This is a genomic window from Clostridium putrefaciens (assembly GCF_900461105.1).
Lineage (GTDB): Bacteria > Bacillota > Clostridia > Clostridiales > Clostridiaceae > Clostridium_L > Clostridium_L putrefaciens.
Genome location: NZ_UFWZ01000001.1, coordinates 1,470,577 through 1,486,369 on the forward strand (window position 1 = coordinate 1,470,577; position 15,793 = coordinate 1,486,369).

General features: G+C 31.0%; 13 protein-coding genes. All 13 read left to right on the top strand.

Going from position 1 to position 15,793, the window contains the following annotated elements:
* The first annotated feature begins 10 nt into the window (after positions 1-10).
* Entirely contained in the window at positions 11-1,060 is a 1,050-nt protein-coding gene (gene ispG / locus DY168_RS06380; RefSeq protein WP_115641007.1) for a flavodoxin-dependent (E)-4-hydroxy-3-methylbut-2-enyl-diphosphate synthase, read from the top strand.
* Positions 1,061-1,188: 128 nt separating this feature from the next.
* Positions 1,189-5,502, top strand: a complete 4,314-nt coding sequence (locus tag DY168_RS06385; protein ID WP_115641008.1) for a PolC-type DNA polymerase III — start codon at positions 1,189-1,191, stop codon at positions 5,500-5,502.
* A gap of 244 nt (positions 5,503-5,746) precedes the next feature.
* Positions 5,747-6,208 (top strand): ribosome maturation factor RimP, encoded by a 462-nt coding sequence (gene rimP, locus DY168_RS06390; protein ID WP_115641009.1) that lies wholly within the window; start codon positions 5,747-5,749, stop codon positions 6,206-6,208.
* A 13-nt stretch (positions 6,209-6,221) separates the two neighbouring features.
* Positions 6,222-7,271, top strand: coding sequence for a transcription termination factor NusA (gene nusA, locus DY168_RS06395; protein WP_115642436.1), 1,050 nt, complete (start codon positions 6,222-6,224; stop codon positions 7,269-7,271).
* Between the two features lie 20 nt (positions 7,272-7,291).
* Positions 7,292-7,561 (top strand): RNase P modulator RnpM, encoded by a 270-nt coding sequence (gene rnpM, locus DY168_RS06400; RefSeq protein ID WP_115641010.1) that lies wholly within the window; start codon positions 7,292-7,294, stop codon positions 7,559-7,561.
* Positions 7,551-7,856 (top strand): ribosomal L7Ae/L30e/S12e/Gadd45 family protein, encoded by a 306-nt coding sequence (locus DY168_RS06405; protein ID WP_115641011.1) that lies wholly within the window; start codon positions 7,551-7,553, stop codon positions 7,854-7,856. The genes rnpM and DY168_RS06405 overlap by 11 nt, the downstream gene beginning before the upstream one ends.
* Positions 7,857-7,900: 44 nt before the next feature.
* Positions 7,901-10,009: a translation initiation factor IF-2 gene (gene infB, locus DY168_RS06410; RefSeq protein ID WP_115641012.1), complete on the top strand. Its 2,109-nt coding sequence runs from the start codon at positions 7,901-7,903 to the stop codon at positions 10,007-10,009.
* A gap of 14 nt (positions 10,010-10,023) precedes the next feature.
* On the top strand, positions 10,024-10,380 hold the full coding sequence (rbfA, locus tag DY168_RS06415; RefSeq protein ID WP_115641013.1) for a 30S ribosome-binding factor RbfA: 357 nt from the start codon (positions 10,024-10,026) through the stop codon (positions 10,378-10,380).
* Positions 10,373-11,317, top strand: a complete 945-nt coding sequence (locus DY168_RS06420; protein WP_115641014.1) for a DHH family phosphoesterase — start codon at positions 10,373-10,375, stop codon at positions 11,315-11,317. The genes rbfA and DY168_RS06420 overlap by 8 nt, the downstream gene beginning before the upstream one ends.
* Complete coding sequence (gene truB / locus DY168_RS06425; protein WP_115641015.1) at positions 11,317-12,186, top strand: tRNA pseudouridine(55) synthase TruB; 870 nt, start codon at positions 11,317-11,319, stop codon at positions 12,184-12,186. Before DY168_RS06420 ends, truB begins: the two co-directional genes overlap by 1 nt.
* 12 nt (positions 12,187-12,198) lie before the next feature.
* Positions 12,199-13,131, top strand: coding sequence for a bifunctional riboflavin kinase/FAD synthetase (locus DY168_RS06430; RefSeq protein WP_115641016.1), 933 nt, complete (start codon positions 12,199-12,201; stop codon positions 13,129-13,131).
* Positions 13,132-13,242: 111 nt separating this feature from the next.
* The gene (gene rpsO / locus DY168_RS06435; protein WP_115641017.1) at positions 13,243-13,506 is read left to right on the top strand and encodes a 30S ribosomal protein S15; all 264 of its coding nucleotides are present in this window, start codon (positions 13,243-13,245) and stop codon (positions 13,504-13,506) included.
* A 130-nt stretch (positions 13,507-13,636) separates the two neighbouring features.
* Complete coding sequence (locus DY168_RS06440; RefSeq protein ID WP_115641018.1) at positions 13,637-15,769, top strand: polyribonucleotide nucleotidyltransferase; 2,133 nt, start codon at positions 13,637-13,639, stop codon at positions 15,767-15,769.
* Positions 15,770-15,793: the final 24 nt, after the last annotated feature.

Genomic DNA, 15,793 nt, shown 5'->3' on the forward strand with positions numbered 1-15,793 from the left:
GATGAATAAAATGGATAGAAAAACTACTCATAAAGTTAAGGTTGGAAATATATATGTAGGAGGAGATGCTCCTATAACTGTTCAATCTATGACGAATACAGATACGAGAGATATAAAAGCCACAGTACAACAAATTAATGAATTAACAAAAGCAGGATGCGACATAATAAGATGTGCAGTACCCGATATGGAGGCTGCAATAGCTATAAAGGAAATAATAAAACAAATTGATATTCCTTTAGTTGCAGATATACATTTTGATTATAGATTAGCTTTAGAATCTATAAATAATGGTATATCTGCCCTTAGAATAAATCCTGGGAACATTGGAAGCTTAGATAGGGTAGAACTATTAGCAAAAAAGGCTAAGGAAAAAGACATACCCATACGAATAGGGGTAAATAGTGGATCTTTAGATAAGACACTTTTAGCTAAATACGGGAAAGTTACATCGGAGGCATTAGTAGAAAGTGCTCTTAGTCATATAAGTATATTAGAAAAGGTTAATTTTAATGATATTGTTATATCTATTAAGTCTTCGGATGTACCTATAATGATAGATAGTTATAGATTAATGTCAAAAAGCACAGATTACCCTCTTCATTTAGGGGTTACAGAGGCAGGAACTATATGGAGGGGCAGTATAAAGTCCTCTGTAGGAATAGGAGCCTTATTATCAGAAGGTATTGGAGATACTATAAGAGTATCCCTTACCGGTGATCCTTTAGAGGAAATAAAGGTGGGTAAAGAAATTTTGAAGTCACTTGGACTAATTAAAGGTGGAATTGAATTTATATCTTGCCCTACTTGTGGTAGGACTCAAATTGACCTTATAAATATAGCAAAACAGGTTGAAGACAGGATATCTAATTTAGATAAAAACATTAAAGTTGCTGTTATGGGCTGCGTAGTTAATGGACCTGGAGAAGCAAGGGAAGCAGATATAGGCATTGCTGGAGGTAATGGCGAAGGTCTAATATTTAAAAAAGGTGAAATAATAAAGAAGGTAAAAGAAAATGAACTCGTAGAAGCACTAATAAAAGAAATAGAAAGTATGTAGGTAAATCCTACATACTTTCTATTAACTACTAGCACATTAAGGGAGGTGAACTGTTCCAAAATTTATAATTAATATTAAACTCATAACAACTTTATAGGTTATTATAAGATTTTGGGAACGGAAGAAAAATGAGTATAGATATAACTCAAGATACTCCTATTTTAAAAAAAGGACTATTTGATAAAGAAATATTTGAAGACATAGAATTATTAAAAATTCAATTCTACAAAAGAAGTAATAATTTAAAAATTATATTAAAGTCGACTTATGAATTAGATATAACAAAAGAAAAAGAAATTAAATCCATAATACAAAAAGAAGTAGGATTAAACTTCAATATAGAATTAATTTGTTATAAAGATATTAAGGATGCTTCATTAGAAGATGTAATAACAACCCATTGGGTTGATTTAATGACGGATGTAGTAGACAAGATGCCGGTGTTTAAAGATATATTAATTTCAGGTAAAAAAAGTGTTAATGGAGATAAAATAGAAATTCATTATGGAAATGAATTCATGTGCAAGATGATTAAAAGACGTGAATTTAATGAATTTATGAAAAACAGTATAGAGGGTCTTTTTGGAATACGGTGTACAATAGATATAATTTATGATGAAAGTCTAAAAGAGAAGGATTATATAAAATCAACGCAAAAAGAAAATACAACTATGATAAAAAAGGTATTTAAAAATGTTGATATAACAAAAAAGCCATCTAAACAAAGTACTGTTAGCAAAAGCACTAGATATAATGAAAATGGTAATGATTATTCAAATGAAAATGTAATACTTGGAAGAAATATTACTGAAGATAGTGTTCCTATTGAATCTTTAGATCAAACTTCTGGAGTGGTAACTGTTTTGGGTGATATTTTTAAAAGCGAAGTAATTGAAACTAAAACTGGTAAAAAGATAGTAACATTTGCTTTAACAGATTATACGAGCTCTATTACGGTTAAGTGTTTTCTAAGACCAAAAGATACAGAAAGAGTGTTAGAAAATATAAAGACAGGATTACATTGTAAGATAAAAGGTGAAGTTACAAATGATCCTTATGCAAAAGAAATAGTTATAATGGTGAGGAATATTGTTAAGGTTCCCAAAATAGAAAGAATGGATACTAATGCTGAAAAACGTGTAGAATTACATCTGCATTCTACTATGAGTGCCATGGATGCTATAACACCTGTTGGTAAACTCGTAGAAAGAGCTGCAAAGTGGGGACATAAAGCAATTGCAATTACAGATCATGGTGTAGTTCAAGCTTACCCTGAAGCCATGGAAGCGGGTAAAAAACATGGTATAAAAATCATCTACGGTGTTGAAGGATACTTAGTAGACAATGGAATACCTATAGTGGAAAAAGAAAATGGCCAAAACTTTAAAGATACTTTTGTGGTATTTGATCTTGAAACAACAGGATTCTCTAATAAAAACGATAGTATAATTGAGATTGGTGCAGTTAAGATTAAAGAAGGTAAAATGATAGACAGATTTAGTGAATTCGTAAATCCTAAAAGAATAATACCTGCAAAAATTGTTGAGTTAACAAATATAACTGATGATATGGTTAGGGATAGTGATTATATAGAAGATGTTTTACCAAGGTTTATGGAATTTGCTGGAGATTCTGTACTAGTAGCACATAATGCACCGTTTGATATATCTTTTATAAGAAAAAATTGCAGAGATATGAATATAGAATTAAATAATTCTGTTCTAGATACAATACCCCTTGCAAGATTTTTATATCCAGAACTAAAAAGATATAAATTAAATGTGGTAGCAAAACATCTAGGTATATCTCTTGATAATCATCATAGAGCAATTGATGATGCAAAGGCTACGGCGGATATCCTTATAAGAGGCATAGAGGATTTAGACGAAAAAGAAATTTTTAATTTAAATGATTTAAATAATGAGTTTCTAAAAAACGTAAACATAAAAAAACAACCTACGTATCACATAATTTTATTAGCTAAAAACCAAGTAGGTATTAAAAACTTATATAAACTTATATCGGAAGCTCATTTAGACAACTTTTTTAAGCATCCAAGGCTTCCTAAAACCTTAATATCTAAATACAGGGAAGGTTTAATTGTTGGATCAGCCTGTGAAGCTGGAGAAATTTATAGAGCAATTTTAGAAGGTAAAAATGATGAAGAATTAGAGCGTATTGCAGATTTTTATGATTATTTAGAAATTCAGCCCTTAGAAAATAATGAGTTTTTAATAAGAAATGGAAGAGTAAAAGATAAAGAAGAATTAATTCAAATAAATAAAAAGATCTGCGCACTTGCAAAGAAAAAAGGTAAAATGGTGGTTGCGACTGGAGATGTACATTTTCTTGAGCCAAGAGATGAGGTCTTTAGAAGAATAATAATGGCAGGTCAAGGTTTTAGTGATGCTGATAACCAACCACCATTATATTTTAGAACCACAACAGAAATGTTAAGAGAGTTTTCATATTTAGGGGAAGAAAAGTCAAAAGAAGTGGTTATATATAATACCCAAAAGATTTCAGACCTTATTGAGTATGTAAAACCTATTCCTGATGAAACATTTCCACCTAAAATAGACGGTGCTGAGGAAGAAGTTAAAACCATGACTCTTAAAACAGCTCATGATTTATATGGAGAGGAGTTACCAGAAGTTGTACAAAAAAGATTAGATAAAGAGTTAAATTCTATAATAAGTAACGGATATGCTGTGCTTTATTTAATTGCTCATAAATTAGTGGCTAAGTCCTTAGAAGATGGTTATCTTGTAGGGTCTAGGGGGTCTGTAGGGTCATCACTAGTTGCTACAATGTGTGATATAACAGAAGTTAACGGTCTGCCTCCCCACTATGTATGCCCAAAATGTAAACATAGTGAATTTATTTTAGATGGCTCCGTAAGTTCTGGAGTAGACCTACCAGATAAGTCTTGTGATATATGTGGAAGTGCATACATAAAGGATGGTCATGATATTCCTTTTGAAACCTTTTTAGGCTTTGAAGGCGACAAGGAACCAGATATTGACTTGAATTTTTCGGGAGAATATCAAGCTATAGTCCATAAATATACAGAAGTATTGTTTGGTAAGGGTTATGTATTTAAAGCAGGAACCATTGGAACTATAGCAGAAAAGACAGCTTATGGTTTTGTAAGAAAATACTTAACAGAAAAAGATATTATGGTAACTCAAGCTGAGATAGATAGGCTTACACTTGGATGTACTGGTATAAAAAGAACTACAGGACAACATCCAGGTGGAATAATGGTTGTTCCAAGGGATAATGAGATATTTAACTTTACGCCAATACAGCATCCAGCAGATGATAATGATACAGATATAATAACTACCCATTTTGATTATCATTCTATTAGTGGAAGGCTACTTAAATTAGATATTTTAGGTCATGATGATCCTACAGTTTTAAGGATGCTTCAAGATCTTACAGGAATAGATCCTAAAAGGGTTCCTTTAAATGATAAAAGGGTTATGAGTTTATTTACATCTACAGAAGCTTTGGGATTAACAAAAGAAGAACTAGGCTGCGAGGTTGGGACTTATGGACTTCCTGAATTTGGTACTAAATTTGTACGGCAGATGTTAATTGATACACAGCCACAAACCTTTGCTGACTTGGTTAGAATATCTGGACTTTCACACGGTACTGATGTATGGGTTAATAATGCTCAGTACTATATAAAAGAAGGATTTACAACACTTAAAGATTGTATTTCTACTAGAGATGACATAATGGTATATTTAATGTATAAAGATGTACCACCTAAAACTGCTTTTACTATAATGGAAAAGGTTAGAAAGGGTAAGGGGCTTAAAGAAGAGGATATAAAGGTTATGAAGGAAAACAATGTTCCTGATTGGTATATAGAATCTTGTGAAAAAATCAAGTATATGTTTCCTAAAGGCCATGCTGCAGCTTATGTTATGATGGCAGTTAGAATTGCTTATTTTAAAGTATATTATCCTGAAGCTTATTATGCCACTTACTTTACTGTTAGAGCTGATGACTTTGACGCAGATCTTATTATAAAAGGAGAAGAAGTTATAAAAGCTAAGGTTGCTGAAATTGGTAAGCTTGGAAATAACCTAACTCAAAAAGATAAAGGACTTTTAACCATTTTAGAGCTTTCTTATGAAATGTATAAAAGAAACATAACATTTTTAAAGGTAGACCTTTATAAATCACACCCAACTAAATTTTTAATTGAAGAAGATGGTATAAGGCCACCTTTAAATGGTCTTCAAGGTGTAGGGGATAATGCAGCTAAAAGCATAGCTACATTTAGAAATGATGGGGAGTTTATTTCTAAAGAAGATCTTAGAATTCGAACAAAGGTTTCAAAAACAGTTATAGAGACTTTAAGTGTCCATGGATGTTTAAGAGGACTTCCTGAAACTAATCAGTTAAGTCTCTTTACCTTATAAAACCACCGTATTTGAAAAAACTGCTTGTAATAAACTTTTTATTATGATAATATATTATTGTAAAGTTTACTTAATATATTAGCTTCAAACAGAGTGGGTCGGAAAAACCCGCTCTTTATATTTGTGTATGGGTAAAACGCAACGTCTGTTGCGTTTTTACTACAATATAGACTACTATATTGAATAAAGTTAGTATAAGTACATAAAATAAAAATTAATGTACCAAAACAAAAGGAGGGGTAAAATGAAACTTAATCCTTTAATTGAAAACTTAGATTTATTAATAAGGCCAATAGTAGAAGATAAAGGTTATGAAATGTATCATTTAGAATTTGTAAAAGATGATGGAGAAAATTATTTAAGGGTATATATTGAAAGTGAAAATGGAATATGTCTAGAAGACTGTGAAAAAGTAAGTAGACCTATTAGCACTATGCTTGATGAAAAGGATCCAATCACAGAATCTTATTATCTAGAAGTATCTTCCCCAGGACTAAATAGGAGTCTGCATACAGAAAAACATTATGGAGATAGCTTAAGCAAAGAGGTTCTAGTTAAATTAAATAAAAAGTTAAATGAAAATAAGTTATATAAGGGTACTTTAGTAAGTTTTGATAATGAAAATATAGTTTTATCAATAGAAGATGAAGCTTTAAGTATACCAAGAGATATAATTAAGGCTATGAATATAGAAGGGGAGATATAGGGTGTCTATTAAGATGAATGATGAATTTATAGATGCATTAAAAGAAATAGTTAAAGAAAAAGGTATAAGTTCAGATATGCTTTTTACTACAATTGAGGATGCCTTAGTTGCTGCCTACAAAAAAAACTATGCAAATTCGGGGGTATCATCACAAAATGTTAGAGTTACTATGAATAGGGAAACAGGAGAAATTCATGTTTATGCTCAAAAGGTTGTAGCTGAAACTATAGAAGATGAGGTAATACAAATCTCTGAAGATGATGCAAAAGAATTAAGCGCACGCTATGAAATTGGTGATACAGTAGAAATAGAAGTTACACCTAAAACTTTTGGTAGGGTAGCAGCTCAACTAGCTAAGCAAGTAGTAGTACAAAGAATAAAAGAAGCTGAAAGAAATATAGTGTATAATGAATTTATAGAAAAAGAATTTGATATAATAACAGGATCTGTAATTAGAAAAGACAAGGGTAATGTTTTTGTAGACCTTGGGAAAATAGAAGCAGTGCTAGGACCTAATGAACAGATGCAAGGTGAAGACTATATCTTTAATGAAAAGTTAAAGTTATATATAGTAGAAGTTAAAAACACTACAAAAGGCGCTCAAGTTATTGTGTCTAGAACTCATCCTGGACTTATAAAAAGATTGTTTGAACTAGAAGTACCTGAAATATATGAGGGTATAGTAGAGGTTAAAAGTATTGCAAGGGAAGCAGGCGCACGGACTAAAATTGCAGTTTACTCTAAAGATGAAGCAATAGACGCCATGGGAGCATGTGTTGGTCCTAAAGGTATAAGGGTTCAAAAAGTAGTAAATGAATTAAAAAATGAAAAAATAGATATAATCAAATGGAGTAAGGTTCCAGAAGAATATATTTCTAACTCATTAAGTCCTGCTAAGGTAGTAGATGTTAAAGTTGAAGAAGACACTAAATGTGCTCAAGTTGTAGTAGAAGATAACCAACTATCTTTAGCTATAGGTAAAGAAGGTCAAAATGTAAGACTAGCAGCTAAGCTTACGGGCTGGAAAATAGATATTAAAAGCATATCAAGTGTTTCACAATAATCATAAAGAGGTGTTGTGATATGAAAGTTAAAAAGATACCACTAAGAATGTGTAATGGTTGTATGGAAATGAACCCTAAAAAAGAAATGATTAGAATTGTTAAAAGTCCTGAAGGGGAAGTTTCTGTAGATTTAACCGGTAAGAAATCCGGTAGAGGTGCATATATCTGTAAGAATTTATCATGTTTAGAAAAGGCTTTTAAAAATAAAAGATTAAATAAAAATCTTGAAACTAATATTGATGAAAATATATATGAAACTTTAAAACAAGAGGTAACAAATGTCAGATAGCTTTTTACAGTTTCTAGGTCTAGTAAAAAGGTCAGGAAATTTACTAGAAGGATATAATAGATGTGAAGAAGCTATACAGAAAAACAAGAAGATATATCTGATTATATTGTCAATGGACCTTTCTCCTAAAAGTAGAAAAGAGTTTTTGAAATATTGCCATGAAAAAGGTATAAAGTGTATTGAATGTTACTCAAAAGAAGAACTTGGAAGTAGTGTTGGAAGACAAGAAGTAAATATTCTAGCAGTATTAAATAAAAACATGAGTGATAAATTAATGGACTCTTATAAAGTTTAAATTATGTGTAATCTTTTGTAAAATTAATTTCGGGGGTGAATAAATTGTCAAAGATAAGAATTTATGAATTAGCAAAGGAATTGAAAATTACAAGTAAACAGCTTATAAGCTTATTGATGGATGAATTTAGCTTAGAAGTTAAAAATCACATGAGTGTTATTAATGATGAAGAAGCCAACTTAATAAAAGAATTGATTGAAGAAAGATCAAAGATAGAAAAAGATAAAGAAGTTAACGAAGAAAACAAGTCAAATAATATAGTTGAACAATATGAAGAAATAGTCTCAGAAGAAATAAATAAACAAGTTAAAAAATCTAAATTTAAGAATAAAAGAGGCGATAAGAGTCCTCGATATTCGGAAGAGGAAGGCTCAAATATGGAAGAAAATTCAGTTGAAGATAAGATTATAATAGAAATAGGAAACAACATCACGGTTAAGGAACTATCAGAGAAAATTGATAAACCTATAGTGGAGGTTATAAAAGCTTTAATATTTAGTGGAGTAATGGCAGCTATAAACCAAGAAATTGATTTTAAAACTGCAGAGAAGGCCGCTGAAAAGTTTGATATAACATTAGTATTAAAAGAAGAAGAATTAGAAATGTTAGAAGAAGTAAACATAGAAGAAGATACAGAAGCAGAAAAAAGACCTCCTATAGTTACTGTAATGGGTCACGTTGACCACGGTAAGACTTCTTTATTAGATGCTATAAGAAAAGCAAAGGTAACTGAAAATGAAGCAGGTGGAATAACTCAGCATATAGGAGCTTACACTGTAGAGGTAAGTGGAGAAAAGATAACATTTTTAGATACTCCAGGTCATGAAGCTTTTACAGCTATGAGATCTCGTGGAGCACAGGTTACAGATGTTGTAATATTAGTAGTAGCAGCAGATGATGGAATAATGCCTCAAACAAAAGAAGCTATAAATCACTGTAAGGCAGCTAATGTTCCTATGGTAGTTGCTATAAACAAAATGGATAAACCTTCAGCAAATCTTGATAAAGTAAAACAAGAACTTTCAGATCATGGTTTAGTTCCAGAAGAATGGGGCGGAGATACTATATGTGTTCCTGTATCAGCTCGATCAAAGGAAGGTATAGATACATTACTTGAAATGGTACTACTTTCTTCTGAAATCTTAGAATTAAAAGCAAACTCTAAGAGAAAATCTATAGGTACGGTTATAGAAGGACAGTTGGATAAGGGAAGAGGTCCAGTCGCTACATTGTTAGTTCAAAATGGTACTTTAAGTGTAGGAGATGCAATATTAGTTGGTAGTACTTATGGAAGAATAAGAGCTATGTTTGATGATAAGGGTAAAAATATCAAATCAGCAGGACCTTCAATTCCAGTAGAAATATTAGGACTTTCTGAAGTGCCATCAGCAGGAGATAGATTCCATGAAGTAAAGGATGAAAAGACAGCTAGAAATCTGGCTCAGACAAGAAAAGATAAAGATAAAGAAAGATACCTTCAAGCAAATCATAGAGTATCTTTAGAAGACTTATATAGTCAAATCCAAGAAGGAAAGATAAAAGAATTAGGAGTTATAATCAAAGCAGATATGCAAGGTTCTGTAGAAGCTATAAAACAATCCTTAGAGAAATTATCATCAGAAACTGTTAAAGTAAGAGTTCTTCATGGAGCAGTAGGTGCTATTACAGAAACTGATATAAGTCTTGCAGCAGCTTCAAATGCATTAGTAATTGGATTTAACGTAAGACCAGATGGAAATGCAATTACCCTAGCTGAAAAAGAACATGTAGATATAAAAACTTATAGAATAATATACGATGCTATTGAAGATATAAGAACAGCAATGATTGGATTACTAGAACCAGAATATAAAGAGGTTGTCCTTGGGAAAGCTGAAGTTAGACAGATTTATAAAGTATCCAACCTTGGTACTATAGCCGGATGTTATATAACAGATGGTAAGATAACAAGAAATAGCGATGTAAGGATAATAAGAGAAGGAATAGTTATATTTGAATCTAAATTAGCATCATTAAAGAGATTTAAAGATGATGCAAAAGAAGTAAATACAGGATATGAATGTGGAATTAGTATTGAAAAATATAATGACCTTAAAGAAGGCGACATAATAGAAGCCTTCACTATGGAAGAAATAAAAAAAGATAAATTATAAGAGGAGGGATTGTATTGGCTAATTACAGAGGTGGAAGAATCAACGAAGAGATGAGAAAAGAAATTAGTGATATAATCCGGAATCATCTTAAAGATCCTAGAATAAATGCTATGGTAAGTGTTACAGGTGTTAATGTAACTAAAGATTTACAATATGCTAAAGTTTATATTAGTATCTTTGGGAATGAGACGGAAGAAAAGGAAACTTTAGAGGCACTAAAAAGCTCTTCTGGATTTATAAGAAGAGAAATAGGAAAGAGAATTAATCTTAGACATAACCCAGAAATTATAATTGAACTAGACACAAGTATAGAACACGGAATGCATATAGAATCTTTATTGCAAAAGATAAAGGAAAACAAAAATGAATAAAGTCACTGAAAGTATCTTAAAATCAGATTCTATTGCAATAACCTATCATCAATCACCAGATGGAGATGCTTTAGGTAGTGCTCTTGGATTGATGCTTGGATTAAGAAAAATTGGTAAAGAAGCCTATATTATATCAAGGGACAAAGTTCCTGGTATATATAGGTTTCTGCCTAATACAGAAGAAATAAAAGAAAATGCTAGTTGTCCTAAAAAAAATACTCATTGTGTAATAGTATTAGATTGTGGAAATGTAGAAAGAATTTCTGGGAAAATAGATAAGTCTAAAATAAATCCTGTTATTAATATAGATCATCATATTTCAAACAGTAAGTATGGTGATATTAATTATGTTGATACTATGGCATCAGCTACAGGTGAAATAGTTTATAATCTTTTAAAGAGTTTAGATGTAGTTATGGATACAGATATTGCAAAATGTTTATACACTGCAATAATTACCGATACCGGTTCTTTTAAGTATTCAAGTACAACTGCGAGCACACATTTAATTGCAGGCGAACTTATAAAAACGGGTATTGACTTTCCACTAATTCATAGAACTATATTTGAAAATAAACCACTTAGAAAGTTAAAGCTTTACGGTAAGTTATTAGAGAAAGTTGAACTGTTTTTAAATGATAAATTAGCTATTATTGCTATGGATAAAGAACACTCTACTTTATTAGAAGATAATTCTGAAATAATATCTCTTCAAATGCAAATAGATACTATTGAAGTTGGAGCATTTTTAAAAGAAGTAGATGATGGTATAAAGATAAGTTTAAGATCTAAAGATAAAGTTGATGTACGAGCTATTGCTGAAATATTTGGTGGTGGTGGACATGAAAAAGCATCAGGAATTTTGTTAAGAGATATGCATGATATAGAAAAGGCTAAAAAGGCTTTAATAAATGTTTTAGAAAAAGAGTTGATATAATGAACGGGGTTATTAATATTTATAAACCTGAAGGAATGACCTCCTTTGATGCTGTAAGAAAAGTTAGGCATATAAGCAAAGAAAAAAAGGTGGGTCATATCGGAACTTTGGATCCTTTAGCAAAAGGTGTACTACCAATATGCATAGGAAAAGCAACGAAAATTGTTGAATACCTTATGAGTGAATCTAAAGTCTATAATGTTGAATTAGAATTAGGATTAGAAACTGACACCTATGATAGAGAAGGTAAAATTACTTCTAAAAAACCTACAGAACATATTAAAGAAAAAGACGTAAGAACTATTATAGAATCATTTGTAGGAGAAAGCTACCAAGAACCACCTATGTACTCTGCTCTTAAAGTAAATGGTAAAAAGCTTTACGATTTAGCGCGTGAAGGGATAGAGATAGAAAGAGAAAAGAGAAAGATAAACATAGAGTGTATTGAGATAGAAGAAATTAACATGCCTTTTGTAACATTTAAAGTTATTTGTTCAAAAGGAACCTATATTAGAAGCTTGTGTAAAGATATTGGAAGCTTATTAAACTGTGGGGCTATGATGTCTAAATTAGAGAGAGAATCTACAGGTAACTTTGTGAAATCTAAATCTATAAACGTGCTAGAATTAACAGAGGAAAATATTAAGGAATACCTATTACCTATGGAATCTGTGTTAGATTATCCTACTATAGAAGTAAGTGATAGATTTTCAAGTCTTCTTATAAATGGTGTTTCAATAAAAGATCCATCATTAACTAAAGAAGTGCTAATAGAAAACAAGCGTTATAAAGTTTATAACAATTTAAACTTTATAGGTATAGGAAGTAAGTTTACTAGTGGGTTTAAAATAGTTAAGTTATTGATATAAGAGGTATTTATTATGAAAATAATTGATTTTTTTAATAATGATTTAAAAGAAAAAACAGTTATAGCTCTCGGAAGTTTTGATGGTTTACATAATGGGCATATAAGATTAATAGATGCAGCTATTGAAAAAGCAAAAGAAATGAATATCAAAAGTATGGTTTATACCTTTGAAAATCATCCACTCACAGTAGTAAATAAAGCAATAGCACCTAAACTTATTATGGATAACAAGAAAAAACTTCAGTTACTTGAAAATATGGGGATTGATATAACTTGCTTAGTTAAATTTGATGAAGATTTTATGAAAATATCACCTGAAGACTTCTTTAAAGATCTTTATAAAAGATATAATGTTAGAGGTATGGTAATTGGGTTTAACTATAGATTTGGACATAAAAATGCGGGTGATGTAGAACTTTTGAAAAGACTATGTAAAGAATATAAAGTAGAACTCGTAATTATAGAGCCACAAACCACAGAAGAAAATTTAATAAGTAGTTCTAGTATAAGATCGCTTATTAAAGATGGCAATGTGGAAAAAGCAAACTTGCTTTTAATAGATCCCTTTATGTTAAGAGGTACAATAGAGCATGGCAAAAAACTAGGGAAAAAAATAGGATATCCTACAGCAAACCTTAAAGTTGATTATACTTATGTAATACCTGCTATAGGAATATATTATACAAATGTTATATATGATAACAACATTTATAAAGGTATAACTAGCGTTGGTAATAATCCTACGGTAAAGGGTGAAAAATTAACTATAGAAACTTATATTTTAGATTTTAACAAAGATATTTATGATGAAGAAATTGAATTATACTTTATAGAAAAAACAAGAGAAGAAATAAAATTTTCATCTTTAGAAGAGTTAAAGATACAATTGAAAAAAGATGAGGATAATGCTAGTTTTAAAAAAATATATAATATAAATAGAAAATAATTTACAACAGTTAAAATCTTTGTTATAATGACTGTTGGGAACCTATATCTACGATTATAGAAAGCCAACTTAAATCTTGGATATAGGGGATAAATACTTGGAGGTGTAAACATGGAAAAGGCAAGAAAAGAAGAAATAATTAAAGAACACGCAAGACATGAAGGAGATACTGGTTCTCCAGAAGTGCAAATAGCACTTTTAACTGAAAGAATAAACTCATTAACAGGACATTTAAAGGTTCACAAAAAAGATCATCACTCAAGAAGAGGACTACTTATGATGGTTGGTCAAAGAAGAGGCCTTTTAAATTACTTGCAATCACAAGATATTCAAAGATATCGTGATTTAATTGCAAAACTTGGATTAAGAAAGTAATCTTAATTTAATTTTAAAATTTGGATTAAGTAAAGTAATCTTAGAGCGGTTTAACCGCTCTATTATTTTAAAATATTAAAGTGAAAAATAAAGTAAAACAAAATATGTTTAATTGAAAGGAGGTACTTGTATGAACCATATACTTGAAACATCAGTTGCAGGAAGAACATTAAAACTTCAGTATGGAAAAGTTGGAATGTTATCTAATGCTGCAATAATGATGAGTTATGGAGATACAGTTGTATTAGTAAATGTAAACGCCTCAGAAAAACCTAGAGAGGGCATAGACTTTTTCCCTTTAAGCGTTGAGTATGAAGAGAGGTTATATGCTGCAGGAAAGATACCAGGAGGATTTATAAAAAGAGAAGGAAGACCTTCAGAAAAAGCTATACTACATGGTAGAGCTATAGATAGACCTCTAAGACCACTATTTCCAGAAGGCTATAGAAACGATGTACAGATAGTATGTACAGTTATGTCTGTAGAAAAAGATAATATCCCAGAAATACTAGCAATTAATGCTGCATCTACAGCATTAAGCATATCTAGCATACCTTTCGTAGATCCAGTAGGTGCAGTATCTGTTGGTCTTGTTGACGGAGAATTCATATTAAATCCAACATCTAAACAAAGAGAATCTAGCACTTTAAGTTTAACAGTGTGTGCCACTAAAGATAAGGTTATAATGATCGAAGCTGGAGCACAAGAAATTGAAGAAGATGTTATGTATAATGCAATAATATTTGGATTTGAAAAGTGCAAAGAAATGGTTAAGTTCCAAGAAGAAGCTAGAGAAAAGTTTGGTAAAGAAAAGATTATTCCTGTTTTACATAAAGTAAACGAGGATATGGAAGATGAAATAAGAAGCTTTAGCACTGATATGATAAATGAAGCTATGCATATAACAGATAAAGACATTAGAAATAAAACTATATCTGAAATAAAGGATAAAGTTAAGATTGAATTTGGTGAAAAATATCCTGAGAGTAGCTCAGATATTGCCGATATAATATATAAGATACAAAAGAAATCAGTTAGAAACATGATATTGTTAGAAAAGAAAAGACCAGATGGAAGAGCATTTACCGAAGTAAGACCTTTAAGCGCAGAAGTAAATATACTACCAAGAACTCATGGAACAGGACTTTTCACTAGAGGACTTACACAGGTTATGAGTGTTGCAACACTTGGAGCATTAGGTGACGTTCAAATATTAGATGGTATTGGTGAAGAAGAAAGCAAAAGATATATGCATCATTACAACTTTCCATCATACAGCGTAGGAGAAGTTAGACCTTTAAGAGGACCTGGAAGAAGAGAAATTGGTCACGGTGCTTTGGCAGAAAAGGCATTAGAGCCTCTAATTCCATCACAAGAGGAATTCCCGTATGCAATAAGAGTTGTATCAGAAGTATTAAGCTCTAATGGATCTACATCACAAGCAAGCGTATGTGCTAGCACACTTGCATTACTTGATGCAGGAGTTCCAATAAAGAGACCAGCAGCTGGAATAGCTATAGGACTTGTTACAAGTGATGATCTATCACAAGAAGAAATTCTTACAGATATCCAAGGTATAGAAGATTTCTTTGGTGATATGGACTTTAAGGTTGCAGGAACAGAAGTTGGTATTACAGCTATACAAATTGATACTAAACTAAAAGGTATATCACAAATGTGTATCAAAAATAGTATTGATGCTGCTAAAAAAGCAAGGACACATATTCTAAGTGTTATGAATGATTGTATCTCAGAGTCAAGAGATGAAGTTTCTGAGTATGCACCTAAGGCATATAATATGAGTATACATCCAGATAAGATAAGAGACGTAATAGGTGCTGGTGGTAAAACTATTAATAAGATAATAGCTGAAACCGGTGTTAAGATTGACATAAAAGAAGATGGAACAATATTTATAACATCTAATGATGCTGCTAGTGGTAAACAGGCTATGAAGATTATTGAGGACTTAACAAAAGAAATCAAAGTTGGTGAGATTTATCTTGGAAAAGTAACTAAGATAACTGCATTTGGCGCCTTTGTTGAAATCCTTCCTAATAAAGAAGGTCTAGTGCATATATCTAAGCTAGATGTAAACAGAGTAAATAAAGTAGAAGATGTTGTATCAGTAGGCGATGAAATACTAGTAAAGGTTACAGAAGTTGATAACCAAGGACGGGTAAATTTATCTAGGAGAGATGCAATAAAAGATACTGAAGATAAAAAGAGTAATGAAAATAACGAAAATAATAATGATAAATAAAAATAGAAGGGCTTAAAGCCTTTT

Bases quoted from the DNA above. Each gene is read 5' to 3' on its own strand.
- DY168_RS06420 (WP_115641014.1), top strand. From the start codon at position 10,373: ATGAATAAAGTCACTGAAAGTATCTTAAAATCAGATTCTATTGCAATA.
- DY168_RS06385 (WP_115641008.1), top strand. From the start codon at position 1,189: ATGAGTATAGATATAACTCAAGATACTCCTATTTTAAAAAAAGGACTA.
- truB (WP_115641015.1), top strand. From the start codon at position 11,317: ATGAACGGGGTTATTAATATTTATAAACCTGAAGGAATGACCTCCTTT.
- ispG (WP_115641007.1), top strand. From the start codon at position 11: ATGGATAGAAAAACTACTCATAAAGTTAAGGTTGGAAATATATATGTA.
- nusA (WP_115642436.1), top strand. From the start codon at position 6,222: ATGAATGATGAATTTATAGATGCATTAAAAGAAATAGTTAAAGAAAAA.
- rpsO (WP_115641017.1), top strand. From the start codon at position 13,243: ATGGAAAAGGCAAGAAAAGAAGAAATAATTAAAGAACACGCAAGACAT.
- rnpM (WP_115641010.1), top strand. From the start codon at position 7,292: ATGAAAGTTAAAAAGATACCACTAAGAATGTGTAATGGTTGTATGGAA.
- DY168_RS06430 (WP_115641016.1), top strand. From the start codon at position 12,199: ATGAAAATAATTGATTTTTTTAATAATGATTTAAAAGAAAAAACAGTT.
- DY168_RS06440 (WP_115641018.1), top strand. From the start codon at position 13,637: ATGAACCATATACTTGAAACATCAGTTGCAGGAAGAACATTAAAACTT.
- DY168_RS06405 (WP_115641011.1), top strand. From the start codon at position 7,551: ATGTCAGATAGCTTTTTACAGTTTCTAGGTCTAGTAAAAAGGTCAGGA.
- rimP (WP_115641009.1), top strand. From the start codon at position 5,747: ATGAAACTTAATCCTTTAATTGAAAACTTAGATTTATTAATAAGGCCA.